This is a genomic window from Pseudomonas sp. NC02, from assembly GCF_002874965.1.
GTDB lineage: Bacteria > Pseudomonadota > Gammaproteobacteria > Pseudomonadales > Pseudomonadaceae > Aquipseudomonas.
Window position 1 is genome coordinate 5,207,356 of record NZ_CP025624.1, and the last position, 24,991, is coordinate 5,232,346.

Annotated in this window: 24 protein-coding genes and 1 tRNA gene; 10 read left to right on the forward strand and 15 right to left on the reverse strand. The window is 60.3% G+C overall.

The features are described 5' to 3' along the window. Positions 1-97: 97 nt before the first annotated feature. Positions 98-1,279 (reverse strand): CaiB/BaiF CoA-transferase family protein, encoded by a 1,182-nt coding sequence (locus C0058_RS24330; RefSeq protein ID WP_102369712.1) that lies wholly within the window; start codon positions 1,277-1,279, stop codon positions 98-100. Positions 1,280-1,428: 149 nt separating this feature from the next. After that, positions 1,429-2,763: a dicarboxylate/amino acid:cation symporter gene (locus C0058_RS24335; RefSeq protein ID WP_008435307.1), complete on the reverse strand. Its 1,335-nt coding sequence runs from the start codon at positions 2,761-2,763 to the stop codon at positions 1,429-1,431. 337 nt (positions 2,764-3,100) lie between these two features. On the opposite strand from C0058_RS24335, the gene C0058_RS24345 reads away from it, so the two are divergent. Beyond that, positions 3,101-4,099 (forward strand): AraC family transcriptional regulator, encoded by a 999-nt coding sequence (locus tag C0058_RS24345; protein WP_003214223.1) that lies wholly within the window; start codon positions 3,101-3,103, stop codon positions 4,097-4,099. 129 nt (positions 4,100-4,228) lie between these two features. On the opposite strand, the gene C0058_RS24350 is transcribed toward C0058_RS24345, so the two are convergent. From C0058_RS24350 to C0058_RS24360, 3 genes are read right to left on the reverse strand one after another with little or no spacing between them, the layout of a single operon-like run. Beyond that, positions 4,229-5,575, reverse strand: a complete 1,347-nt coding sequence (locus tag C0058_RS24350; RefSeq protein ID WP_023659245.1) for an ATP-binding protein — start codon at positions 5,573-5,575, stop codon at positions 4,229-4,231. Further along, positions 5,572-6,249 (reverse strand): response regulator transcription factor, encoded by a 678-nt coding sequence (locus C0058_RS24355; protein ID WP_003214228.1) that lies wholly within the window; start codon positions 6,247-6,249, stop codon positions 5,572-5,574. The genes C0058_RS24350 and C0058_RS24355 overlap by 4 nt, the downstream gene beginning before the upstream one ends. A gap of 18 nt (positions 6,250-6,267) precedes the next feature. Next, entirely contained in the window at positions 6,268-6,576 is a 309-nt protein-coding gene (locus C0058_RS24360) for a hypothetical protein (RefSeq protein WP_003214230.1), read from the reverse strand. A gap of 180 nt (positions 6,577-6,756) precedes the next feature. On the opposite strand from C0058_RS24360, the gene C0058_RS24365 reads away from it, so the two are divergent. Then, positions 6,757-7,473: a 4'-phosphopantetheinyl transferase gene (locus C0058_RS24365; protein ID WP_102369713.1), complete on the forward strand. Its 717-nt coding sequence runs from the start codon at positions 6,757-6,759 to the stop codon at positions 7,471-7,473. Here C0058_RS24365 and C0058_RS24370 read toward each other — a convergent pair. Continuing rightward, positions 7,470-9,080 (reverse strand): ATP-binding protein, encoded by a 1,611-nt coding sequence (locus tag C0058_RS24370; RefSeq protein WP_003214234.1) that lies wholly within the window; start codon positions 9,078-9,080, stop codon positions 7,470-7,472. The two genes, C0058_RS24365 and C0058_RS24370, sit on opposite strands and share 4 nt — an antisense overlap. Further along, entirely contained in the window at positions 9,077-9,802 is a 726-nt protein-coding gene (locus C0058_RS24375; protein ID WP_008435295.1) for a response regulator, read from the reverse strand. Before C0058_RS24375 ends, C0058_RS24370 begins: the two co-directional genes overlap by 4 nt. An 804-nt stretch (positions 9,803-10,606) precedes the next feature. Between C0058_RS24375 and C0058_RS24385 the strand changes: the two genes are divergently transcribed. Beyond that, on the forward strand, positions 10,607-13,504 hold the full coding sequence (locus C0058_RS24385; protein ID WP_008435294.1) for a ribonucleoside-diphosphate reductase subunit alpha: 2,898 nt from the start codon (positions 10,607-10,609) through the stop codon (positions 13,502-13,504). A gap of 364 nt (positions 13,505-13,868) precedes the next feature. Here C0058_RS24385 and flgE read toward each other — a convergent pair whose 3' ends face one another. The 6 genes from flgE to C0058_RS24420 form a co-directional block, all read right to left on the reverse strand. Beyond that, on the reverse strand, positions 13,869-15,191 hold the full coding sequence (gene flgE, locus C0058_RS24395) for a flagellar hook protein FlgE (RefSeq protein ID WP_003214240.1): 1,323 nt from the start codon (positions 15,189-15,191) through the stop codon (positions 13,869-13,871). Positions 15,192-15,222: 31 nt separating this feature from the next. Continuing rightward, a complete protein-coding gene (gene flgD / locus C0058_RS24400) occupies positions 15,223-15,951 on the reverse strand; it encodes a flagellar hook assembly protein FlgD (RefSeq protein ID WP_003214242.1) in 729 nt (242 codons plus the stop codon). A 16-nt stretch (positions 15,952-15,967) separates the two neighbouring features. Next, on the reverse strand, positions 15,968-16,420 hold the full coding sequence (gene flgC / locus C0058_RS24405) for a flagellar basal body rod protein FlgC (RefSeq protein WP_003214244.1): 453 nt from the start codon (positions 16,418-16,420) through the stop codon (positions 15,968-15,970). Between the two features lie 3 nt (positions 16,421-16,423). Beyond that, a complete protein-coding gene (gene flgB, locus C0058_RS24410; RefSeq protein WP_003214246.1) occupies positions 16,424-16,831 on the reverse strand; it encodes a flagellar basal body rod protein FlgB in 408 nt (135 codons plus the stop codon). 234 nt (positions 16,832-17,065) lie between these two features. Further along, the gene (gene cheR / locus C0058_RS24415) at positions 17,066-17,893 is read right to left on the reverse strand and encodes a protein-glutamate O-methyltransferase CheR (RefSeq protein WP_003214248.1); all 828 of its coding nucleotides are present in this window, start codon (positions 17,891-17,893) and stop codon (positions 17,066-17,068) included. A 43-nt stretch (positions 17,894-17,936) separates the two neighbouring features. Next, on the reverse strand, positions 17,937-18,869 hold the full coding sequence (locus C0058_RS24420) for a chemotaxis protein CheV (RefSeq protein WP_003214250.1): 933 nt from the start codon (positions 18,867-18,869) through the stop codon (positions 17,937-17,939). 80 nt (positions 18,870-18,949) lie between these two features. Here C0058_RS24420 and flgA point away from each other — a divergent pair, with 80 nt between their 5' ends. The 4 genes from flgA to C0058_RS24440 all read left to right on the forward strand — a co-directional run bounded on the left by flgA (position 18,950) and on the right by C0058_RS24440 (position 21,541). Then, positions 18,950-19,714, forward strand: a complete 765-nt coding sequence (flgA, locus tag C0058_RS24425; RefSeq protein WP_032899382.1) for a flagellar basal body P-ring formation chaperone FlgA — start codon at positions 18,950-18,952, stop codon at positions 19,712-19,714. Between the two features lie 142 nt (positions 19,715-19,856). Further along, positions 19,857-20,180 carry a flagellar biosynthesis anti-sigma factor FlgM gene (gene flgM, locus C0058_RS24430; RefSeq protein WP_003214254.1) on the forward strand — a complete coding sequence of 108 codons (324 nt, stop codon included), beginning with the start codon at positions 19,857-19,859 and terminating at the stop codon, positions 20,178-20,180. 48 nt (positions 20,181-20,228) lie between these two features. Then, positions 20,229-20,696, forward strand: a complete 468-nt coding sequence (gene flgN, locus C0058_RS24435; protein ID WP_003214256.1) for a flagellar protein FlgN — start codon at positions 20,229-20,231, stop codon at positions 20,694-20,696. 95 nt (positions 20,697-20,791) lie between these two features. After that, positions 20,792-21,541, forward strand: a complete 750-nt coding sequence (locus tag C0058_RS24440; RefSeq protein ID WP_087694479.1) for a flagellar brake protein — start codon at positions 20,792-20,794, stop codon at positions 21,539-21,541. A 60-nt stretch (positions 21,542-21,601) separates the two neighbouring features. On the opposite strand, the gene C0058_RS24445 is transcribed toward C0058_RS24440, so the two are convergent. Then, positions 21,602-22,984 (reverse strand): MFS transporter, encoded by a 1,383-nt coding sequence (locus C0058_RS24445; RefSeq protein WP_102369716.1) that lies wholly within the window; start codon positions 22,982-22,984, stop codon positions 21,602-21,604. Positions 22,985-23,326: 342 nt separating this feature from the next. Beyond that, positions 23,327-23,403, reverse strand: a tRNA-Arg gene (locus tag C0058_RS24450). 336 nt (positions 23,404-23,739) lie between these two features. On the opposite strand from C0058_RS24450, the gene C0058_RS24455 reads away from it, so the two are divergent. The 3 genes from C0058_RS24455 to C0058_RS24465 all read left to right on the forward strand — a co-directional run bounded on the left by C0058_RS24455 (position 23,740) and on the right by C0058_RS24465 (position 24,929). After that, the gene (locus tag C0058_RS24455) at positions 23,740-23,967 is read left to right on the forward strand and encodes a hypothetical protein (RefSeq protein WP_003214261.1); all 228 of its coding nucleotides are present in this window, start codon (positions 23,740-23,742) and stop codon (positions 23,965-23,967) included. Between the two features lie 20 nt (positions 23,968-23,987). After that, the gene (locus C0058_RS24460) at positions 23,988-24,167 is read left to right on the forward strand and encodes a PA3371 family protein (RefSeq protein ID WP_003214263.1); all 180 of its coding nucleotides are present in this window, start codon (positions 23,988-23,990) and stop codon (positions 24,165-24,167) included. Positions 24,168-24,602: 435 nt separating this feature from the next. Next, positions 24,603-24,929: an Arc family DNA-binding protein gene (locus C0058_RS24465; RefSeq protein ID WP_003175643.1), complete on the forward strand. Its 327-nt coding sequence runs from the start codon at positions 24,603-24,605 to the stop codon at positions 24,927-24,929. The last annotated feature ends 62 nt before the right edge of the window (positions 24,930-24,991 follow it).

The following is a 24,991-nucleotide window of genomic DNA, read 5'->3' on the forward strand; positions in this document are numbered from 1 at the left end:
TCGCGAGCAAGCCCGCTCCCACATTTGATCGCATTCCAACGATGGAACTCGGTTGAATGTGGGAGCGGGCTTGCTCGCGAAGGGGCCGGCCCAGGCGCTACTGAATCACCTTGGCACGCCGCAAATCATCTATCTGCTGAGCACTGAATCCCAACTCCGCCAACACCTCATCGCTGTGAGCGCCCAATGCCGCCCCGATATGCCTGGCCGCCGGCAAGCCCTCGGAAAACTTCAGCGGGCAGGCCATTTGCGCCTGGCTGGAACCATCGCCCCGCGGCACCTGGCTGACCAGCTCCCGGGCTTTCAACTGCGGGTGTTCAACGGCCTCGCTCAGATTCAGCACCGGCTCGACACACGCATCAATCCCGGCAAACAGCTCACACAGCTCATCAAAGCTGCGTTTCTCGAACTCGACCTGCAGCGCCAGCTTGAGGGCTTTCTGCTGCTCGGGTTTGGGCGATAGGCCCATTGCCGCCAATTCAGGGCAGCCAAGCGCCGTACACAACTGCTGCATAAACGCCGGCTCCAGACTGCCCACCGACAACCAGCGTCCTTCCCGCGATCGGTAATAGTCATAGAAACTGCCGCCATTGAGCACCTGGTTCTCCCATGCCGGCTCCACGCCGCACGCCAGGTAACCGGCACCGGCCATGGCATTCAGGCTGAAGGCGCAGTCGGTCATGCTCACGTCCAGGTATTGCCCCACCCCACTGTGCTGCCGGGCAATCACCGCCGCCAGCAAACCGATCACCGCGTGCAACGAGCCGCCCCCCACATCCGCCAACTGCACACCCAAGGGCAACGGCCCGCTGTCCTGGCGCCCGGTGTAGCTGGCAATGCCTGCCAGGGCCAGATAATTGATGTCATGGCCGGCGCGATCCTTGTAGGGGCCGGTCTGGCCGTAGCCGGTGATGGAGACGTAGATCAGCTTTGGGTTGATCGCCTTCAACGCCTCGTAACCCAGGCCCAGGCGCTCCATGACCCCGGGACGGAATTGCTCGAGGACGATGTCGTAGTCCGCCACCAGTTGCCGCACGATCGCCACCGCCTCGGCCTGTTTGAGGTCCAGGGCCAGGCTGCGTTTGTTGCGGTTCAGATAGGCATGGCTGGCCGACACGCCCTGGTCATGGGGCGGCAGTACTCGCAGCAGGTCCATCCGTGTGGGGGATTCGATGCGCAACACCTCGGCGCCCATGTCGGCCAGCAGCAACGAGGCGAACGGCCCCGGCAGCAAGGTGGAGAAATCCAGTACTTTGAGGGACGCCAAGGGACCTGACATGCGGACTCCGATTCCGATTCGATTGGCCACAGAGTAGGCAAACCCGGCGGCCGGCGGCAATCACATAAACCATCATCCGAAGTGACTGATGCTTCCCGAAGGCATAAAAAAACCCATCCGAAGATGGGTTTTTCACAAACGCTGCAGCCTTACTTGACGGCAGTTGGAGCCGGGCCTTCGGCCACGCCCAGGTCGTCTTCTTCACGGGTGTCGGAGATACCGCGACCACCGGAAGCCAGTTCGACTTTCAGCTTGTCTTCGTCCAGTTCCTTGACCCACTTGGCCACAACCAGGGTTGCAACAGCGTTGCCAACCAGGTTGGTCAGTGCGCGGGCTTCGGACATGAAGCGGTCGATACCCAGGATCAGCGCCAGGCCGGCAACCGGCAGGTGGCCAACAGCCGACAGGGTAGCGGCCAGTACGATGAAGCCACTACCGGTCACGCCAGCAGCGCCCTTGGACGACAGCAGCAGTACCAGCAACAGGGTGATCTGGTGGGTGATGTCCATGTGGGTGTCAGTCGCCTGGGCGATGAACACGGCAGCCATGGTCAGGTAGATCGAAGTACCGTCCAGGTTGAAGGAGTAGCCAGTCGGGATAACCAGGCCGACTACCGACTTCTTGGCGCCCAGGCGTTCCATCTTGATCAGCATGCGTGGCAGTGCGGATTCGGACGAGGAAGTACCCAGTACGATCAGCAGTTCTTCACGGATGTAGCGGATCAGTTTCAGGACGCTGAAGCCGTGTGCGCGGCAGATGGCGCCCAATACCAGCACCACGAACAGGATGCAGGTGATGTAGAAGCAGATCATCAGCTGACCGAGCTGCACCAGCGAACCTACGCCGTAGGCACCGATGGTGAACGCCATGGCGCCCAGGGCACCGAGTGGCGCGAGCTTCATGATCATGTTGATGATGTTGAACATCACGTGGGCGAAACGATCGATGAAGTCCAGCACCGGCTTGCCGTAGGCACCCAGGCGGTGCAGGGCGAAACCGAAGATCACCGAGAACATCAGCACTTGCAGGATGTCACCGGTAGCGAACGCGCCAACGATGGTGTTCGGGATCACGTTCAGCAGGAAGCCAACGATGCTCTGGTCGGCACCGGCAGTCACGTAGGCCGCGACTTTGGAGGCGTCCAGGGTAGCCACGTCGATATGCATGCCGGCGCCCGGTTGCACGACGTTGACCACGACCAGGCCGATCAGCAGGGCGATGGTGGAGACAATTTCGAAGTACAGCAGCGCGTAGCCGCCGGTCTTGCCGACCGATTTCATGCTTTGCATGCCAGCGATGCCGCTGACAACGGTGCAGAAGATGATCGGGGCGATGACCATTTTGATCAGCTTGATAAAGCCGTCACCCAGTGGCTTGAGGGCCACGCCGGTCTGCGGGTAGAAGTGACCGAGCAAAATACCGATAACGATTGCAACGATCACCTGGAAATACAGGGATTTGTACAGTGGCTGACGAGTCGTCATTGCAAAGTTCCTCAATCGTCCCGTGTGGCAAATATCCGCCATTGCCCACGACACTTGAATTGCGAACCCTCCTGCACTGGAGGGATTTGTTGTTTGAGAGCCTGCTCGAGGCGGTCTCCCTGCGCTCTGTATCGCAAGCGTCGTGCCACTTCTGCTGAAACCCCCTGAAGGCCTTTAGACATCAGCGCTCGGGCGATTTCCAGCTTAAGGTTATGCCTACAGACAGTGGCGGATTTCCGCCTGCTCGCCTGATCTCGTCCTACAATTTGGCGGATATCCGCCTTGTTGCACCCGCCCGGGGTGGCTAACATCCGCCACTCAATGGACGAGGCCCCTCATGCGTGAACGAACCATCGCCAGTCACTACGCCCGAGCCGCTCTCGGCGGTGCTCGCCGGGCCGGCTACGATTATTCGGGCCTGCTGCAGCAGGTCGGCATCACTGCGGAACTGCTGAGCGAGCCCCGCGCCCGCATCGCCCCCGAGCAATTCACCCAGTTGTTGCAAATGCTGTGGCTGGCGCTGGATGACGAATACCTGGGCTTCGCCGAAGGCCCGAGCAAGCGCGGCACTTTCGCCATGATGTGCCACGCGCTGATTCACTGCCGCACCCTGGAGAAGGCTCTGGAACGCGGCTTATTATTTTATAGCCTATTCCCGCAGGGTCCGCGCTGGCGTCTGACACGTGAAGGAGAAATGGCCCGCCTGAGCCTGGACGATTCGCAGCTCTGGGACCCGGATCACTTCCTCAGCGAATGCCTGCTGGTGATCTGGCATCGCCTCGGCAGTTGGCTGATTGGCCAGCGCATCCGCCTGCACCAGGCCACCTTCAGCTACCCGACGCCGCCCCACGCCGGTGAGTACGACTTGCTGTTCCCCTGCCCACAGGTATTCGCGGCGCCCACCAGCAGCCTGGTGTTCCCCAGCCGCTACCTGAGCCTGCCGTTGTTGCAGGACGAGCGCACCCTCAAGCATTTCCTCGAACGCTCCCCGGCCGACCTGCTGTCGCGGCCGGATGAAGGCGACAGCCTGAGCAGCCAGTTGCGCCGCCTATTGAGCCGCGACCGCACGCCCTGGCCCGACCTCGAAGCCGTCGCCCAGCACCTGCATATCAGCCCGCAGACCCTGCGTCGGCATTTGCGGGAGGAAGGCACCAGCTTTCAGGCGCTCAAGGATGAGTTGCGCCGGGACATTGCGATCTATCATTTGGGGCGGGCGGATTTGTCGTTGCAGGAGATCGCCGAGCAGCTGGGGTTTTCCGAACCGTCGGCGTTTCATCGGGCGTTCAAGAAGTGGACCGGGTTGACGCCGGGGGCCTATAGAGCACAAGAAACCTAGGTGTGTATTGATGCGACTGGCCTCTTCGCGAGCAAGCCCGCTCCCACATTTGACCGAGTTCCACCTTGGGAATGCCATCGAATGTGGGAGCGGGCTTGCTCGCGAAGAGGCCGGCACAGCCAATAAAGATCAAACAGCCGGGAAGTGGATCTTGAACGCAGCCCCACCCAGCGGTGAATCCCCAAGGGTCAGCCGGGCGCCATAGCTTTCAATGATGTCCTTGACCACCGCCAGGCCAATCCCCTGCCCCGGATGCTGGCGGTCGAGCCGCTCGCCCCGCTGCAGGATGCGCGCACGCTGGTCCGGCGGCACGCCGGGGCCATCGTCTTCGATGCACAACTCGGTGCCCTCCAGGCTTTCCTGCAAGGTGATGCGCACTTCGCTCAGGCACAGGCGGTAGGCGTTCTCCAGCAGGTTGCCGAGCAGTTCCAGCAAGGCGCCCTTCTCGATCGGCACGTCGCATTCGTCCGGCAGTTCAAAGGCGACCTTCACGCCCTTATCGCGATAAACCTTGTCCAGCGTGTCGCACAGGCTTTGCAGCACCGGCTCCAGCCGCACCTGGTGGCGCACCAGGCCGCTTTTACGCAGGCTGGCGCGCTGCAATTGGTAGCTGATCTGCTGGCTCATGCGTTCGATCTGCGATTGCAGTACCCAGGCCTGGTCCCGATCTTCGGGGCGCTGGGCCATGTCTTCACTCACGCCTTGCAACACCGCCAACGGGGTTTTCAGGCTGTGGGCCAGGTCATCCAGGGAATCGCGGTAACGGGTGCGTTGCTCCCGCTCGCTGTGGAGCAACCGGTTCAGGGAGCCGGTCAGGCGCAGCAGCTCGCGCGGGTGTTGCTCGCTGAGGCTTTCCCGGGTACCGCCTTCGATTTCATCCAGTTCCTGGCTCAGCCGGCGCAGCGCCTGCAGGCCCCAGGTCAGGCCCAGCCACAACAGGGTCAGCAGCACCAGCAAGGCGGCGCCGAAGCCCAGGTAGAGGTTTTCCCGCAGGCCTTCGAGGGTCAGTTGGTATTCACGCACCGGTTGCAGGGCGACGATACTGAACGCCGCGCTCTTGCCGCCCAGCAGCTTGACCTCGACGTCATAGACAAAAAATTCCTGGCCGTTGGCCTCGCGGATCCGCGCAAATTCGTTACCGCGCCCGTCATAGCGCGGCTTGTAGTTGATGTTTTCTTCCTGGGTGGCGCGCGACCGCCAGACCAGATGGCCTTCGCGGTCATAGATGTAGCCCAGCAGGCGGCTGTCGGTGAGGTTGAAACGCTCGTCCGGCAGCTGCGCGGGCATCAGCAGGCGATTGTTTTCAACCCGGGCAGCCGAAATCAGCGTGGTGACATCCGACGCCAGGCGCTGCTCGATGGAGTCCTGCAGGGCCAGGCTGAAGGCGCCCTGCATGGCCGGCAACAAGGCCAGCATAAACAGCACGGCCAGGATGGTGGCCGCGAGCATCAAACGTACACGTAGCGAGCGAATCAACGGCAGCGCTCATTGAACAGGTAGCCCAGGCCACGCACGGTGTCGATCGGCTTGAAACCCGCCGGGCCTTCCAGCTTGCGGCGCAGGCGGCCCACCAGCACTTCGATTACGTTCGGATCACGCTCGTCGTCATCGGGGTAGAGCTGTTCCATCAGGCGGTCCTTGGCGACCACTTGCTGGTGATGCCGCATCAGGTATTCGAGGATGCGGTATTCGTAGGCGGTCAGCGCCAGTGGCTGTTCGTCGAGGGACGCCTGCTTGCGATTGAGGTCCAGCAGCAACGGCCCGGCGACGATGGTGGATTGGGTGAAACCGCTGGAGCGGCGCAACAGTGCGTTCATCCGCGCTTCCAGCTCTTCGAACTGGAACGGCTTGACCACGTAGTCGTCGGCACCTGCTGCCAGGCCTTCAACCTTGTCCTGCCAGTTGCCACGGGCGGTCAGGATCAGGATCGGGAAGGTCTTGGCCTGGGCGCGCAATTGGCGGATCAGGTCCAGGCCGCCCATGCCGGGCAGGCCCAAATCGATGATCGCCAGGTCGTGGTTGAATTGCCCGGTCTGGTACAGCGCCTCTTCGGCATTGGCGACGGCCTCGACCACGTGACCGCTGTCGGTAAGGCGGGTCAACAGGTGATGGCGCAGCAACGCCTCATCTTCGACAACCAGCAATTTCATAAAGCTCTCCAAGGCAAATCAACTTTCCAACTGGGGTATATCATAGCGGCCCTGCAGGTCTTGCTGGCGCAATTTACTGCCGTTGAAGTGACCTGACAGGTTTTCGTTGCCCACGCGATAGTCTGACTGCGGGGTGTGCTGGCCCAGGGACTGGCCCCATGGAGCCGCCTGTTCACCGGCATCCTCGAAGCTCACCCGCTGGAGAAGGCTGTAGGGCTTTTTGCTCTTCTCCTTGGAGAAACCCGCGAAACTCGAATCAGAGGCCTGGACGCCAGCGGTGGCGCTGAGCATGGTTAAGGCCAACATCAGCTTCTTGATCGCAGTCATGGTGCTACCTCATACGCTTGGGCTTTGGGTACGGGGCCAGACTACGCAGACGCCCCTGAACTCCCCCTGAACACTCTCTGAACCTGGGCTGAACCGAGGCCGGCTACTGTGTAAAGAGTTATTTACGTATCCCCGGCCGCAGGCTATCCAGCGGCCCTGCAACTCGGCAAAATACCCGGCATGAATTCCCTACCCGCCTGCTGCACCCCACTTGACGCCCATTGGCCGTTGCCCGATGCCTTGCCCGGCACGGTCTTGCTGAGCACCCGTTTTGACCCGGCCCTGCTGGCCATCGGCGATTTCCAGCGCAGCGCCGTGCCGCCACCCGCGAGCATCCAGCGTTCGGTGGCCAAGCGGCAGGCGGAGTTCTTGGCCGGTCGCCTGTGCGCCCGCGCGGCCCTGCAACAGCTGGACGGGCTGGATTGCGTGCCGGCGATCGGCGAGGACCGCGCGCCGGTCTGGCCCGCGCACATCAGCGGTTCGATCACCCACAGCACCGGCCATGCAGCGGCCATCGTCGCCCACAAGTCACAGTGGCGCGGGCTGGGGATGGACCTGGAGAACCTGCTGACCCTGGAGCGGGCGGAACGCCTGGCCGGGGAGATCCTCACACCGGATGAATTGCTGCGCATGGCCGCCGGGCCGCGGGAGCAGGTTGCGCAACTGGTGACGCTGACGTTTTCGGCGAAAGAGAGCCTGTTCAAGGCGCTCTACCCGATCGTGCAGAAGCGCTTTTATTTTGAGCATGCCGAGTTGCTGGAGTGGTCGGATACCGGCCATGCGCGGCTGCGGTTGCTGACGGACTTGTCCGCAGAATGGTGCCATGGTAAGGAACTGGAGGCGCAGTTTGCGGTGGATGAGGGGCAGTTGTTGAGCCTGGTGGCCGTCCAGGCCTAGACCTTCTCCTGATCCCGTGGCCAACTCAGGCTGAAACACGCGCCACCCAGATTGTTGCTCTTGCTGATCAACGCCCGGCCGCCGTGCCAATAGATGATCCGCCGCACAATGGATAACCCCAGGCCGTGCCCACCCGACGCGCGGGTCCGGCTATCATCCAGGCGCAGGAACGGCGTGAAAATCCGCTCCCAGGCACTTTCCGGTACGCCCGGCCCGTCGTCTTCCACGTCGATGCGGCAACGCACCTGGCCCACCTGGTAACTGATCAGCACCTGCCCCTGGGCGTGGCGCATGGCGTTGCTCACCAGGTTTTGCAGGGCACGGTGCAGGTAACGCGGCTCGGCCTCCACCCATGCATCGTCCCAATGCGCCGAGGACAGGCAGATGCCCCGCGCCACGTTGATTTCCGGGCGCAGCGGTGACAGTTCATCAATTACCTGATCCAGCAACGCATTGAGGTCGACCCGCTGGAAATTCAGTGCCGGCGCCCCCTGTTCCAGCCGCGCGTAGGTGAGCATTTCGTCCACCAGGCCATCGAGGTCCTGGATGTCGCTGTCCATGCCCTCCATATACTTGCGCCGCGCTTCAGGCGTGGCCGCGTCGCCGATCATCTCCAGGCCGAACCGCAGGCGCGCCACCGGGGTGCGCAGTTCATGGGACACCGCCCGCACCAGTTCGCGCTGGATCGCCAACAGGCGTTGCAGGTGCTCGGCCATGCCATTGAACGCTGCCGCCAGGCGCCCCACCGAATCGGCGCCGCGGGCCGGCACCCGCACTTCCAGGCTGCCTTTGGCAATGCGCGTGGCGGCGGCTTCCAGGCCACTCAAGCGCCGCTCCAGCTGGCGCACCAATAAATAGACGATCAAGCCGATCAAGGTCAGGCTGATCAGCGCAATCAGGATCAGCCATTGCGCCGGGTACGGATTCATCTGATACAGCGGGCCGATTTCCAGGACCCACGGCGTGCCGACCATGCCGGCAAATACCCGGATCGAATCCCCACCCTTGCCCAGGGCCATCACGGTATCGCCTTCGGACACGCGGCGGCGCTGGTCTTCGTCCATATCAGCCTGATTGAGCATCACCAGGTGCATCTCGAAACCAAAGCCCTTGGCTTCCTTCAGGTCTGCGAGTTTCTGCGGTTGCTCCGCCACCGGGAAACGCACCAGCTCATCGGCCAGCAGGTAAATCGTCGCGCGGGCCAGTTGTTCGCTGATTTGCTGCACTTCACCGGTCAGCAACAGTTGCTCCTGGTCACTGACCAAGCGCAGCACCCTGGCCGCGTGAGGCCCGGTTTGCTCCACCAACACCTGGCCGCGTTGCAGACGGCTACGCTGGGTCAGGTCCAGGTGCGCCTCCGCCACGGTCTGCAATTGCAGCGGGATACCCAGCAAGCGCTCCCACACTGCCAGGGCGCGGCGGCGCTCGATGGCACTCATGGGTTGCAGGTTGTCGCCCATCAGCGCGAAGGTGCCGTGGGCCAGGCGCTCGCGGTACTGGCCGCTGCGCACTTCATTGAGCAGGTGCAAGGCCAGTACGCCAAGCAACGCCACCAGAATCAGCGCCGCGCACATGCCGCCGTAGATGCGCAGGAAGATTGAGTTCACGGCGTCAGGTCAGCCGCGGCTTCGGGGACGAACAGATAGCCTTTGCTGCGAATGGTCTTGATCAGGCGTGGGTGGATCGGGTCGTCGCCGATTTTCGGGCGGATGCGCGAGATGCGCACGTCGATGGAGCGGTCCTGGCCGTCATAGCCAATGCCGCGCAAGGCGGTGAAGATTTCTTCCCGGGACAGGATCCGCCCGGCATTCGCCACCAGCAACCACAGCAGGTCGAATTCGGCGCTGGTCAGTTCGATGCCGCCCTCATGCAGCCAGGCTTCACGCAGGGCGTTGTCCACCACCAGCGGGCCGAATTGCAGGCGCCGCTGTTTTTCGGGGAGTGCCGGCTCGACGCTTTCGCTGCGCCGCAGCAGGGCCTGGATGCGTGCCAGCAACAGGCGTGGACGCACGGGTTTGCACACGTAATCGTCGGCACCCATGTCCAGGCCCAGCACCTGGTCCATGTCGTCGGTGCGCGCGGTCAGCATCAGGATCACCCCGTCGTAGCGCTCGCGCACCTTGCGGCAAATGCTCAGGCCGTCTTCACCGGGCAACATCAGGTCGAGGATCACCAGGTCCGGCTGCTCGGCGATGATCCGCGCCGCCGCGAGGGCGCCATTGCCTTCCACCGACACCCGCAAGCCGTTGCTCTCCAGGTAGTCACGGGTCAACTCGGCCAGTCGCTCGTCGTCCTCGACAATCAATACCTGCCAGGCTTCTTGCTCCATGCGTTACCTCGGTTCTAATTATTGTAGGGGCGGGTTTGCCCGAGAAAACTCGAGGGCGCCGCGTTTATTCAGGTTTCCAGCGTCATCGTTGACGTCCTTCGCGGGCAAGCCCTCTCCTACAGTTGTCATGTAGGCGAGGCATAAACTGTATGGATAACCGCCGATTGTAGCAACGGGCCGGCCCTCTGCCACAAGCGCGCAAATGGGTTCGGACATCGTGTTTTTTTGTGATAGGGTTCGCGCCCGCAAAAATCCAACCGGTTGTTTTTACCTCGGAATATTCGGTGACAAACGGCGCAATCCAGCAGTACTGCGGCCTACACGGCCATTCCACGTTTCATACACATTTTACCCACAGCGTTATCCACAGGTAGTCCGTTGCTAAGCCCTCCAAAACGCATTATCTTGTAGGTCGTCGCCAAAAAAACCCTACATGTAGGGTTTTCAGCGAAAAGACCAAACACAAATCAGACAAGAAACTCAAGCTCTTTCTTGCTCCTGTTTGGTGAACTTAAGCCTTTTTCAGAAGACCAAACCGCGCACGCGGATGGCAGCCGTTTTCTGCCCCGATCAGGCGAAAACGGTACGGGTGTTGCAGTACGAAACTGTCACCCACCAGGAATACGGTAAAGAGCCCCAAGGCTTGTAACCGAAGACTTCGGCATGGAAGCGGCGCGAACAGCTCCCTTCCTCCTGTCCCGAAGTTGTTATGCCAGGCCCGTGGCCTGTTGTAAGTGCTTCAGGACGGAACGGTGGGCACCGTGATGGTGCCCAAATAAATATAGAATGTGGAGACAACCCCCCATGCAAACCGACACAACTCGCGAGAACCCGCAGGGCTCCGTGCCGCAGGCCGCTGATTCGAACCTGGATCTGTCCGCCACCGCGCCCGGCCAATTGCGTGTGATCAAGCGTAACGGCACTGTCGTTCCTTACACCGATGACAAAATCACCGTCGCGATCACCAAAGCGTTTCTTGCAGTTGAAGGCGGCACCGCTGCTGCCTCGTCGCGCATCCACGACACCGTTGCCCGCCTGACCGAACAGGTCACCGCAACCTTCAAGCGTCGCATGCCATCGGGCGGCACCATTCACATCGAAGAAATCCAGGACCAGGTCGAACTGGCCCTGATGCGTGCCGGCGAGCAGAAAGTCGCCCGCGACTACGTGATCTACCGTGACTCGCGCGCCAAGGAACGTGCCGTACGTTCCCCGGCCGAAGAAGCTGCCGTACAAGCTCACCCGTCGATCCGCATCACCCTGGCCGACGGTACGTTTGCACCGCTGGACCTGGGCCGCCTGAACACCATCATCACCGAGGCCTGCGAAGGCCTGGAAGAAGTCGATGGCGACCTGATCCAGCGCGAAACCCTGAAGAACCTGTACGACGGCGTGGCCCTGACCGACGTCAACACCGCACTGGTGATGACCGCCCGTACCCTGGTCGAGCGTGAGCCGAACTACTCGTTCGTCACCGCGCGCCTGCTGATGGACACCCTGCGTGCCGAAGGCCTGGGCTTCCTGAAAGTCGCCGACAGCGCCACCCACCACGAGATGGCCGACCTGTACGCCAAGGCCCTGCCGGCCTACATCGCCAAGGGTATCGAATTCGAATTGCTGAACCCGATTCTGGCCACCTTCGACCTGGAAAAACTCGGCAAGGCGATCAACCACGAGCGCGACCAGCAGTTCACTTACCTGGGCCTGCAAACCCTGTACGACCGTTACTTCATCCACAAGGACGGGATCCGCTTCGAACTGCCGCAAGTGTTCTTCATGCGCGTGGCCATGGGCCTGGCGATCGAAGAGAAGCAGAAAGAAGACCGTGCCATCGAGTTCTACAACCTGTTGTCGTCCTTCGACTACATGTCGTCGACCCCGACCCTGTTCAACGCCGGTACCCTGCGTCCACAGCTGTCCAGCTGCTACCTGACCACCGTGCCGGATGACCTGTCGGGCATCTACCACGCGATCCACGACAACGCCATGCTGTCCAAATTCGCTGGCGGCCTGGGTAACGACTGGACCCCGGTGCGTGCACTGGGTTCGTACATCAAGGGCACCAACGGCAAGTCCCAGGGCGTTGTACCGTTCCTCAAAGTAGTGAACGACACCGCCGTAGCCGTGAACCAGGGTGGCAAGCGCAAGGGCGCTGTATGTGCCTACCTGGAAACCTGGCACATGGACATCGAAGAGTTCATCGAGCTGCGCAAGAACACCGGTGATGACCGTCGTCGTACCCACGACATGAACACCGCCAACTGGATCCCTGACCTGTTCATGAAGCGCGTCTTCGATGACGGCAAGTGGACCCTGTTCTCGCCATCCGAAGTACCGGACCTGCACGACCTGACCGGCAAGGCTTTCGAAGAGCGCTACGAGTACTACGAAGCCCTCACCGAATACCCGGGCAAGGTCAAGCTGTTCAAGACCATCCAGGCCAAAGACCTGTGGCGCAAAATGCTCTCCATGCTGTTTGAAACCGGCCACCCATGGCTGACCTTCAAAGACCCGTGCAACCTGCGCAGCCCGCAGCAGCACGTGGGCGTGGTCCACAGCTCGAACCTGTGCACCGAGATCACCTTGAACACCAACAAGGACGAGATCGCCGTTTGCAACCTGGGCTCGATCAACCTGCCGAACCACATCGTCAACGGCAAGCTGGACACCGCCAAGCTGGAACGCACCGTGAACACCGCCGTTCGCATGCTCGATAACGTTATCGACATCAACTACTACTCGGTACCCCAGGCGCAGAACTCCAACTTCAAGCACCGTCCGGTCGGCCTGGGCATCATGGGCTTCCAGGACGCGCTGTACCTGCAGCACATTCCTTACGGTTCGGACGCTGCAGTCGAGTTCGCCGACAAGTCCATGGAAGCGGTCAGCTACTACGCGATCCAGGCTTCCTGCGACCTGGCCGACGAGCGTGGCGCCTACGAGACGTTCCAGGGTTCGCTGTGGTCCAAAGGCATCCTGCCGCTGGATTCGCAACAGATCCTGATCGAGCAACGTGGCCAGAAGTACATCGACGTTGACCTGAACGAATCCCTGGACTGGGCGCCGGTACGTGCCCGTGTGCAGAAAGGCATTCGTAACTCCAACATCATGGCCATCGCACCGACCGCCACCATCGCCAACATCACTGGCGTGTCGCAGTCGATCGAACCGACCTACCAGAACCTGTATGTGAAATCGAACCTGTCGGGCGAATTCACCGTGATCAACCCGTACCTGGTTCGCGACCTGAAAGCCCGCGGCCTGTGGGACTCGGTCATGATCAACGACCTGAAGTACTACGACGGTTCGGTGCAGCAGATCGAGCGCATCCCGCAAGAACTCAAAGAGCTCTACGCGACTGCCTTCGAAGTGGACACCAAGTGGATCGTCGACGCCGCCAGCCGTCGCCAGAAGTGGATCGACCAGGCTCAGTCGCTGAACCTGTACATCGCCGGCGCATCGGGCAAGAAGCTCGACGTGACCTACCGCATGGCCTGGTACCGTGGCCTGAAAACCACTTACTACCTCCGTGCCCTGGCTGCCACCAGCACCGAGAAGTCGACCATCAACACCGGCAAGCTGAACGCTGTTTCCAGCGGCGGCAACCACGGTGATGATTCGGTTCTCGCCGCACCTGCCGGCCCGGCGCCAGTGCCTAAAGCCTGCGCGATCGACGAGCCGGATTGCGAAGCTTGCCAATAAGCTGAGCACACCCTGGGTCTAACCACCCAAGGTTGAAAAACCCCCGATAGGCCTACGGCGTATCGGGGGTTTTCTTTTGCCTGGAACAACACCGTCGCGATTCGCGCAGGTATTTCACCTCCTTGAAAACATCGGTGGGCTTCTGGCCGACGTGCATCATGGCGGCTTTTATCGCTGAAACAGTGATGCAGTTGCCGCCAGGGCCCTGACTGAATCCGCTCCAGATATCGCCCGGTTGGCCTTGTACCGTTCCGACAGCCGTGTATCCGCCTGTGACGCCCCCACCTATAGGCGTTATCTGAACATCCAAAAAAAAGCCCCTCACGCGAGGGGCTTTTCGGTAAAGCGAGTTAAAGCGACAACATCAGGTCATCTGAATGATGGTCTGCATGATGGTGCTTTGGGTGGAGATGGTCTTGGCGTTCGCCTGATAGTTGCTCTGGGCCTTGATCAGGTCCACCAGCTCGTTGGTCAGGTTGACGTTGGAGTTCTCCAGGGAGTTGGCCACGATCGAACCCAGGGTGCCGACTTGCGGGGTATCAAAACCCGGCTGGCCCGACGCGAAGGTTTCTTTCCAGGTGGTGCCGCCGGCTGGCTGCAGGCCCTGCTCGTTGTTGAAGCTGGCCAGGGAGATCTGGCCGATGGCCTTGCTCTGCTGGTTGCTGAACGTGGCGAACAGTACGCCGCTGCCGTCGATTTTCAGCCCGGTGATTTGCCCGGTGGCGTAGCCATCGGTGGTCGGCGGGTTGCGGTAGGTGGCGGAGTTGTACTGGGTGATGTTCCCCATGTTGACGGCCACGCCGTCTGCGTTGGCGGCCGCACCGTTAGGCGTCCAGACACCATTGACCAGGCCGCCCGGCTTCCAGTCGGAAATGGTCAGGGTGGTATTGGAAGCGGTGGCTGGCGGGGTAACGATCCCGGTCAGCTTGCCGGAGGTATCAAACGACAGCGTCGAGGCGACTGGCGCCTTCACGTCAGTACCGGTGCCGCTGATCGGCGAGCCGTCAGGGTTGCGCCCATCGATCAGGGTGTAGGACTTCCAGGTGTTGGAGTCGGTCTTCACCAGGTACTGCACCATCGGATGCGCGTTGCCCTGCGTATCGTACAGCGTGGTGGAATATTGAGTGGTGAAGCTGTCCGATTTGGTCGGATCAAACGGGTGCGCCGTCTGGTCGATCGCCGTCTCGGAGGAGTTCAGGTTACTGGTGGAATCCACCTTGCTCGAAGCCTTCGGTGGCAGGTACGACAGGTTGAGCTGCAGGTCGGTCAAGCCGCCCTTCTGGATGTTGCCATCGGCATCCGCTGCGTAGCCTTGCAGGCGCGAGGTGCCGGTGTTGTTGGTGATGTAGCCGTCCTTGTCGGCCCGGAACGCACCGTTGCGGGTGTATTCCAGCGAACCGTCGCTGCCCTTCTGCACGAAGAAGCCGCCGCCCTGGATCGCCATGTCGAGCGTGCCGCCGCTGTTGTTGACGTCACCCTGGGTGAACTGCTGGGACACGGCCGCCAGGTTCACGCCATTGCCGATGCTGTTCTGGCCGGTACCCAGCTTGGAAGCCGCGTAGATATCCGCGAATTCCGCACGGGACGACTTGAAGCCGGTGGTCGCGACGTTGGCGATGTTGTTACCCGTCACGTCCAGTTGTTTGTTGGCCGCATAGAGGCCGCTAAGGCCGATGTTAAAAGACATTGTTCTCTCCTTTTGCCGTATTTAGCCGGCTCTATGTACCGATAGTCTGAATTTGCGACAGCTTGATACTGCCCAGGCCGCCCGCCAGGTTCAGCACCATTTCAGCGCCGTTCGTGCCCAGGGTTACGCTGGTCACCGTTGCCGGCAGCGAGGTGGCGAGGGCCACCGAGTCACCCTTGTCATTCTTGGTGGTGGCATTGAAGGTGTAGGTGCCGGGTGGCGCCGTCTCACCCGCATCGGTCTTGCCGTCCCAGACGAAGCTGGAGTTGCCGGCGCTCTGGGCGCCCATGTCGATGGTGCGAACGACGTTGCCATCCTTGTCGGTGATCTTGACGGAGACGTTGCCCGTCGCCGCCGTCACCGCCACGGAACCGGTCATGCTCTTGCTGGTATCCACCATCGCCTTGTCGGTCTGGGTGATGACCGAACGCCCCACCAGCGACGAAGCCTGCAGCGCCTGGGAGGAGCTGAAGTTGCTGGAAATCGCATTCACCGAGTCATTCAGGTTGTTGATGCCTTCCAGACTGCTGAACTGCGCCAACTGTGCGACGAACGCGCCATTGTCCTGGGGCGACAGCGGGTCCTGGTTTTTCAGCTGGGTCACCAGCAATTGCAGGAACGCGTCCTTGCCCATCGCCTGGTTGCCCGTCGCCGACTTGGCGGCGTCACCGACGCTGGTGTTATCTGTCGCCGTCTTGACCTTGGAATTAAAAAGGTCCTGGACTGCCGTGTTCGTCGAACTGTTATCAACAATGGCCATTATTTGGCGCCCCTTATCACTGACCCAGGGTCAGGACCTTCTGCATCATGGTTTTGGCGGTGTTCATCATTTCCGCGTTGGTCTGGAACGAGCGGCTGGCGGAAATCATGTCGGCCATTTCCTCGACCACGTTGACGTTGGGGTAGTACACGTACCCTTTTTCGTTCGCGGCAGGGTGGTTCGGCTCGTAGCGGGCTTCGAGGTTGCTCTGGTCTTCGACCACACCGAGCACCTGCACGCCCTGGCCTGCGGCATCCTGGTTCTGGAACAGCGAATCGCCGCTGCCACTCTGGCCGCCCTGGCCGCCCTGGAACATGGTGGCGAACACCGGGTGCCGGGCGCGGTAGGTCTGGTCGATGCTCGAAGACACGGTCTCGGCGTTGGCGATGTTACTGGCGACGGTGTTGAGGCGCGTGGTCTGCGCACTCATGCCACTACCGGCAATATTGAAAACACTGGCGAGGGACATGGCTTATTCTCCACGCAGGGCTGACATCAGCCCTTTGAATTTGCTGTTGAGCAGGGTGAAGCTGGCCTGGAAGTTCACTGAGTTCTCGGCGTAGGCCGATTGCTCCAACTGGGCGTCCACGGTGTTCTGGTCGATCGACGGTTGCATCGGCGTGCGATACAGCAGCGACTCGTCACCATTGCCCAGGCCTTGCGCCTCGATATGACGGCTGTTGGTCATGTTCAGGGCGAAGGTGCCGTTCTTGGTCTTGTCTTGCTGGGCGGCGAGCACGGCAGAGAAGTCCAGGTCCCGAGCCTTGTAGTTCGGGGTGTCGGCGTTGGCGATGTTGTTGGCCAGGACTTCGGCACGCTGGGCGCGAAAGCCCAGTGCTTGTTCGTGGATACCGAGCGCTTTATCGAAGCTGATGCTCATGGCGGAAACCTTTAGGGGCTGACCTGCTTTTCGTAACAAGGATTTTGCAAGGGCCATGCCAAGTTGCTTGAGCCCCGTAAATCAAGGGTTTGCGAGGGAATTGCCGGCGGCAATGCCAGAAAAGCGGCAAAGGGTTTCCGCGAAACGCCAGTAAAGCGGCAATGAGGGCTTGCCGCTTTGCGGCCATAAAAAAAGGGAGGCCTGTGCAGGCCTCCCTTTTTGTTCAAGCACTCATCACTTGGCCTGGTAAATGATTCCAGGACTGCACTGCACCATCTGGTAATGATCCGGCAAACCGTTCAGCGCCTCGGAAGCCCCCAGGAACAGATAACCGCCACGCTTGAGGGTGCCGTGGATGCGCAACAGAATGTCTTTCTTCACCTCGGCCGAGAAGTAGATCAGCACGTTGCGGCAAAACACCATGTCGAACTTGCCCAGGCTGGCATAACTGTCCAGCAGGTTGAACGAACGAAACTCCACCCGGCTCTTGATCGGCGCCTTGACCGCCCAACGCCCTGCTCCCTTGGGATCGAAGAAACGCTGCAAGCGCTCCTGCGACAACCCGCGCCCCAGCGCCAGGCTGTCGTACTCGCCGGTCTTGCAGTTGGTGAGCATGGTGCCGGACAAATCCGTGGCCACGATTTGCGCCCCGGCCTTCAACTGGCCCATGTTGGTCCGCTCGAACTCATCGATGGCCATCGAAATCGAATACGGTTCCTGTCCCGACGAACAGGCGGCCGACCAGATGCGCAGGCGCTGGCCGGGAGCGGCCTTGATCGCCTCGGGCAGCACCTTGTTCTTGAGCACTTCAAACGGATAGGTATCGCGAAACCACAAGGTTTCGTTGGTGGTCATGGCGTCGACCACCATCTCCTTGAGCCCGCTGCGTGGCTGGCCCTGGATCCGTTGCACCAACTCCCCGAGGGACTTGATGCCTTGCTGCTCCATCAGTTTGTTGAGACGGCTGGATACCAGGTACTGCTTGTTTTCACCGAGCAATATGCCACAGGCCTTTTCCAGGAAGACCCGGAACTGTTCGAAATCCAAATTACCCGTAGACAATGATACCGCCTCTTAAATCGTGTGACCGCCAGGGAAAAGGCCCCTAGCCGTGATCTGCTGCCTTGATCCGGTCGACTACCCGGGATGCCAGGTCATCAGGGCGGAATTTGGCCAGGAAGTCATCGGCACCGACCTTCTTGACCATCGCCTGATTGAATACACCCGACAACGAAGTATGCAGGATGATATGTAGTTTTTGCATGCGTGGGTCGTTGCGTATCTCGGCCGTGAGGGTGTAGCCGTCCATTTCCGGCATCTCGATGTCGGAGATCATCATCAGGAATTCTTCTTCCGGCTTCTTGCCCTCATCCACCAGCTTGCGCAGGTAATCCAGGGCCTGGCGACCGTCATTGAGCGCGACCACTTCGACCCCAACGGTCTGCAGGCAACGGGACACCTGCTTGCGCGCGACCGAAGAGTCGTCCACCGTCAGCACCCGCAGCGAGATCGCCTTGTGCGCGGTTTCGGCGTCTACCACGCCCACCGATATCGCCTCGGAGGTCGGGGCCACTTCGGCGAGGATTTTCTCCACGTCGATGATTTCCACCAACTGGTTGTCGACCCGCGTCACCGCCGTGAGGTAGTGATCGCGACCGGTGCCCTTGGGCGGCGGATGGATCTCTTCCCAGTTCATGTTGACGATGCGCTCCACCGAGCGCACCAGGAAACCCTGGGTCTTGGTGTTGTACTCGGTAATGATCACGAACGGGCTCTCGCGGTCCTGCAACCCCGCCGAACCGGTGGCCATTGCCAGGTCAAGAATCGGGATGGTCGCGCCACGAATGTTCGCCACACCGCAAACCACCGGGCTGGACTTGGGCATTATTGTCAGCTTGGGACACTGCAGCACTTCGCGAACCTTGAAGACATTAATCCCGTACAGCTGCTTGCCGTCCAGACGGAACAACAGCAACTCCAGGCGATTCTGCCCCACCAGCTGTGTGCGCTGGTTCACTGAATCCATTACACCGGCCATGCCCAGACTCCTACGCTAAAACTTAGGGGTACGACGCGTACCCAACACTAAACGGCACGAGCTTTGCTTTTTTATTGGCCATGGACATCAAAACGACAGTTTCCCGACGCCTCCGATCCCCACAGTACCGCAGATTGCTCTGCGTCTCGATGGCGTTGCTTGCCTTGGCTACGGGCCAGCCGGCCCGCGCCGATAACGTCACCTTGCCTGATCTGCTTATCGGCGTCACTCAAGGCTTTCTTGAGTTCACTGTAGAAGATTATCTGGCCACGACGCAGACACCGGGCCGCTACGAAATCCAGGTCAACCAGCTGGATCCGCGCCTGCGCATGCCCATGTGCGACAGAGAATTGACAGCTTCCCTGGAAAGCCCCGCCCAGCCCATCGGGCGCGTGACCGTGAAAGTGCGCTGCGAAGGCGCCTCGCCCTGGACGGTGTTCGTGCCCGCCCAGGTCAAACTGTTTCGCGAAGTGGTGGTGGTGACGCGCCCGCTGAAACGTACCGGAATCATTGGTTATGATGACGTCGCGATGCGCGAGCGCGACATCAGCATGATCACCCAGAGCTACCTCACGTCCCTTGACCAGGCACTCGGGCAGAAACTTACCCGACCAATGGTTGCTGACCAGGTGATTACCCTGGTCCATCTCGAGCAGGCTGAAGTCGTGCGCAAAGGTGACCAGGTGGTGATTTCCGCCAGCAGCGGTGGCCTGAATGTAAAAATGCCGGGGGAAGCCCTGTCCAACGGCGGCATGAGTGAACAGATTCGCGTCAAGAACCTGAATTCCAACCGCGTGATCAAGGCCCGGGTGACTGCGCCGGGGCAGGTTGAGGTGGCTTTATAGATCACTGGCATCGGACGCCAGCTTTTCCTACACTGTGCGCAAAGCGGCATCGCGCATAGGTTTATTGTCAATCGAGCCTAAAGTTTGTCCGGGTATGGCCGAAAACATGGCAAGCGTCCAAATACCCAGAGGTTTTTTTAACATGGTCATCGATTTCAGTCGTTTGAATAACGCCCTGCCAACGCCCGGTTCTTCGCGCACCAACGGTGCCAAAGACAGCGTTGAAGCCAAGTCCCAGCCTCTGCCTGCCAAGACAGAACAGGCCGGTGCGAGCCAAAGCGGGGAATCGGTACACCTGAGCAATGAGGCTCAACAGTTGCAGAAGGTCACTGACTCGCTGAGCGATCAGCCAGTTGTCAATAAAGCCCGTGTGGCCGAATTGAAACAGGCGATTGCCGATGGCAGCTATAAGGTCGACAGCAACCGTGTAGCCAGCAAACTGCTTAACTTCGAAGCCGAGCGCTAGGCAAAGGCCTGCGCCAGGCTTTTGGACGCTTAAACCCCAAGGCCAGCCATGCACGACGAAAACTTGCTACAACTGATCATTGAAGACCTGCCTCCCGCACAGCAGCTGCTGGAGCTCCTTCGAGAAGAATCACTGGCCCTGTACGGCCGGGACATGCGCATGCTGGAAGAAATCCTGGCGCGCAAGCAATCGCTGATCGTCCTGCTGGAACAGCACGGCAAGAAGCGCAGCCAGATTCTGATCAGCCTGGGCCTCACGGCCGACCACAAGGGCCTGGAACAACTCGCCAGCCACTCCACGGTGGGCGACCAGTTGCTGGCCCAGAGCAAAGAACTCAACCAGTTGCTGACCCTGTGCCAGGAAACCAACCTCCTCAACGGCCAGGCCATCCAGCTTCAGCAAGCCACGACCGCCAATCAGTTGCGTATCCTCCACGGCGGCGAGCCTCCGGCTCTCTACAACGCTCAAGGCTCCACCTCACGCCTGGCCAAGCCAAGCACCCGCAGCCAAGCCTGAAACCAGTTTGAGCGCGCCCTATCCAAGTCGCGCCACATACTGGCAAAATGACAGCACTTGCGTGTAGTCGTATTTTGTCTGGAGATGGAAGAACCGTGTTCAACGCCCTTAACGCGGAAGATGCTCCGCAGCCACCCAAGGTACTCACCACGCCGCTGGAAATCGCTGGCACCTTGCGGATGCTGCAAGAAAGCCATGATCCGCTGATCATCACCTTCCATGAACGCAACCAGCGGTTTCAAAGCTACTTGGTGGAAATCGACCGGGACAGCAAGACACTGGCCCTGGACGAAATGGTCCCGCGCGACGGCGAACGCTACCTCGAGAATGGCGAAGCTTTCCGGATCGAAGGTTTTCACGAGGGGGTGCGGGTAGCCTGGGAAAGCAACGGCACCCTGACCCTCGATGAAGCCGGCGGCCACCGCATTTACCGCGGTAGCATGCCTGGCGAGGTGATTTACCATCAGCGTCGCAACGCCTTCCGCGCGGCGCTGAAGCTGGCGCAACTGGTGAGCGTCGAACTGGGCGGCGACAAACTCAAGGCCCCCATCAGTGGCAAGTTGCTGGATATTTCCGCCACCGGCTGCAAATTGCGCTTCGAAGGGGATATTTCCGAGCGCCTGCAACTGGGCCAGGTCTACGACCGATTTATCGCCGCGCTACCCTTTGGCAGCATGACCACCTCGGTAGAACTGCGTTACCTGCACTTCGAAGAAAGGATCAACACCACCTTCGCCGGCCTACGTTTTCATAACATGAGCGGGCTGGTGCAGCGCCAGGTCGAGCGGTTTGTGTATCAACTGCAGCGTGAAGCGCGCCGGTTTGACAAGGACGACGACCTTTAAACAATAAAGGTCGCGACAAAAAAACGGGCAGTCCCTCAAGGGGGCTGCCCGTTTTTGCTTTCAGGGGCGCGCCCTGCTCAAGTCGTGGGGGTGATCATCCGGGTCCGGATGCTCTGGTGGCTCGGTGACAGGCTCCGGCTGATCCAGCTCGGGATCGACTACTGGCTCGGGATCCACAACGGCGGTCTGCATCTGGTCCTGCACCACCTGTTCGTCCACTCGCGGATCGAGGCACGCTACCAGGGGCGAGCTGGACATGCTGTCGGGCATCGCCACGTGATGCAGCGGTGCGTCGTCCACCTGATGCAGGTTGGTGACCGCCTTGGGCCGGATGCGCCACACCAGGATCAATGCGCACACGCTGAAAAACGCATACAGCATATGGCTGCCGAACAGCTTCATCACCACACCGGCCAACAGCGGGCCGACACTGGCGCCGATGCCGTAGGTCACCAGCAACATCGCAGTGAGCGACACCCGGCGATCACCCTCGACGTGGTCGTTGGAAAACGCCACAGCCAGCGGGTACAGGCAGAACTGCACCAGGGAACAGAGAAAGCCCGCGACGAACAGCACTTCCAGTGGTACCTGGGTCATGATCGCCAACGGCAACGCGGCCACCGCCAGGCACAAGGCGAAGCAGCGAATCAACAGCGCGCGGTCATATCGATCGGACAGCCAGCCCAATGGCCACTGCACCAGCAGCCCGGCGAAAATGCAACTACCCATGAACAGGCCGACCTGCTCGGTGGTCAGCCCTTGCTGAGACGCGTACAGCGGCGCCAAACCGTAGAACGAGCCGACGATCAGCCCGGCCCCCAACACCGTACTGAGGGACTGCGGCACCCGCTTGATAAAGAAGCGCGGCTCCATCGGCGCCGGATGCAGCGGCGCCGGGTGAATGCGGCGAGTCATGGCCACCGGCACCAGGCACAGCGCAAAACACAGCGCGACCAGCATCAGCAACTCAAGCCCCAACTGTGGGTGCATCACAAGGATCAACTGGCCCAGCACCAGGCCCAGGTACGAGGCGATCATATAGCCGCTGAACACCGCACCGCGTTGCTTGGCCTCAGCTTGTTCATTAAGCCAGCTCTCGATGACCATGTACTGGCACATCATGCCCAGGCCGACAATCATCCGCAGCACAATCCAGGCTGGCAGCCAGTTGATCAGCCCGTGGCCCAACACCGCCGCGCCGACGATCCCGGCACAGGTGGCGTAGGCCCGGATATGCCCGACGCGGCCAATCAGGCGGTGACCGATCTTGCCCCCCAACACCAGGCCAAAATAGTTGGCGGCCATCAACGCACCGACCCACAGGCTGTCGACGTGATCTGCCGCCAGGCGCAAGGCCAGGTAAGTACTGAGCAGGCCAGAGCCGATCAGCATCATCAGGGAAGCAAAATAAAGGGCTCGAAAAGGTTTCCAGATCTGGCGCATCGGCGTTCCGAGCGGCTCCTTGCTGTGGGTGTCAGGACTACCGGAATGATAGTCCCGGGTCGTCGGGTCCGGACAGCCAAAACATGCGGTTGCCGGGGAATATTTTGCTCATGCCAATTGGCTACGTGTCAGACGCTCGCCAGTCACCCGCGAGGTACAGGATGCAGACGAATACTTGCGCCGCCCCGCTCTTGCCTCCCGTGTGAACCTCAAACGCGGGCAAGGTTCGGTTGGTGTTTGAAAAGACTGCCGCACTCAAACGCCCGGCCACAAAAAAGCCCCGCCAGATAAATCTGATCGGGGCTTGCGGACGTCGAGGCCGCTTGGGCAGCAACGGTGAAGTGGTGTCCCAGGGCCGGTTCGAACGGCCAACCTTCCCCTTAGGAGGGGGATGCTCTATCCAATTGAGCTACTGGGACTAATGACAGCCAACCGGCGATGGGCACGGCGACGGACGGCGTGCATGTTAACGGCGCAGGTGAATTTTGTCATGTCGTCCGTTGGCTTTTTGAGTGTAGGCCCATGCCAGTGACAGCCGGTGGTATTGCGCTCAACGATTACGGACGGTTCTGACCATCGTGCAAAATGCACTCCCCCCAAATGCCATCATTGCAAATTGCAACAGCATGGCAATCTGGACACTATATAAATGTTTGATTTTAAAGGATTTATTGCCAATTAAAGACTGGCACGACACCTGCAATCCTTTATCCTACAAATACAGTCCGGCCCAGCCATCTGCGGAGAACATGCACATGAACAGCGCACTTCTACTAGCCCTCAATACCGTTGCACTGGCTGCGCTGGTGATGTTCCATTTTCAGTCCACCACTTCCGACGACGCCGCACAGGTCAGCCAGGCGATTCCCCACCACCTGCAGCAGCGCCCGCAACTGGCTGTCATGAAGCCGAACATGCAATCCCCACTGCAACTGACCCAGGGCACTCAAGCTGCTCCTGCCACTGAACACTGGGTTTTCTGAACCGCTTACCGGAGCATTCCATGAACAAGTCCGCCTGGCTGTTTCTGACCCTGGCACTGGCCGCCGCCGGCCTCGGCCTGAACGTATTGTCGCAAGACGTACAGACAGTCTCCTTCGTCGCCGCCGGCGTGTTTGGCAGCCTGTGGGTATTGGCAGTCTTCATTGGTCGCCGCATCAAATTCGATCCCGTACTGCGCTGAATCCCCCCGCTCGTCGCCCTCGCTAAAATCGCTGCCACGCCTCGGCTCGTCCGTCCGGACAGCCGACCATATGTCGCTCCGCATTCGTAAATTGGCAATTTGCCACTAATCTTAAAGTTAAGGGCAAAAGGCCATATTGCTATAGGATGTGCGCCCGAAAAGCCTTTTGCGCCCAGGGTCTGCGGGCTCAACACTCATTTGGGTGCGTCCGCGGAAAGTTTTCCAACCAGTCCGCAAATTTTGAAATGAGTACTGGCATAAAGCCGGTAGCCGGTTCAATATTTGTCACAGAATTGACGCCAAGGAACTGGCAAATCTGAGGCATGATGCGGCCTCTTTGCAATTCAGGTTGAACATTTGGCAGCAAACCTTGTCCTAACATGCATCTTGCGGCCAATTCCAAAAACCGCTCCCCTGAACTAACCGGTTAAATATATGCGCCCATTGAAACAGGCAATTTATTCCAGCCGTACGGCTGACAAGTTCGTCGTACGTCTGCCAGACGGAATGCGGGAACGCATTGCCGAGGTGGCTCGCAATCATCACCGCAGCATGAACTCCGAAATCATCGCACGCCTGGAACAAAGCCTGATTCAGGAAGGTGCGCTGGGCGACGAGCTGAGCATGCGCCTGGACAGCCCCGAGCTGTCACTGCACGAACGCGAACTGCTGCAGCGTTTTCGTCAGCTCTCCCACCGCCAGCAAAATGCTCTCGTCTCGCTGATCGCCCACGACGTTGAGGCAGCTGCAGAAGCCAACTGATTGGCAACTGAAAGCTGAAAGCCAGCCATGCGCTGGCTTTTTTTTGCCCGGGATTTGGTCAG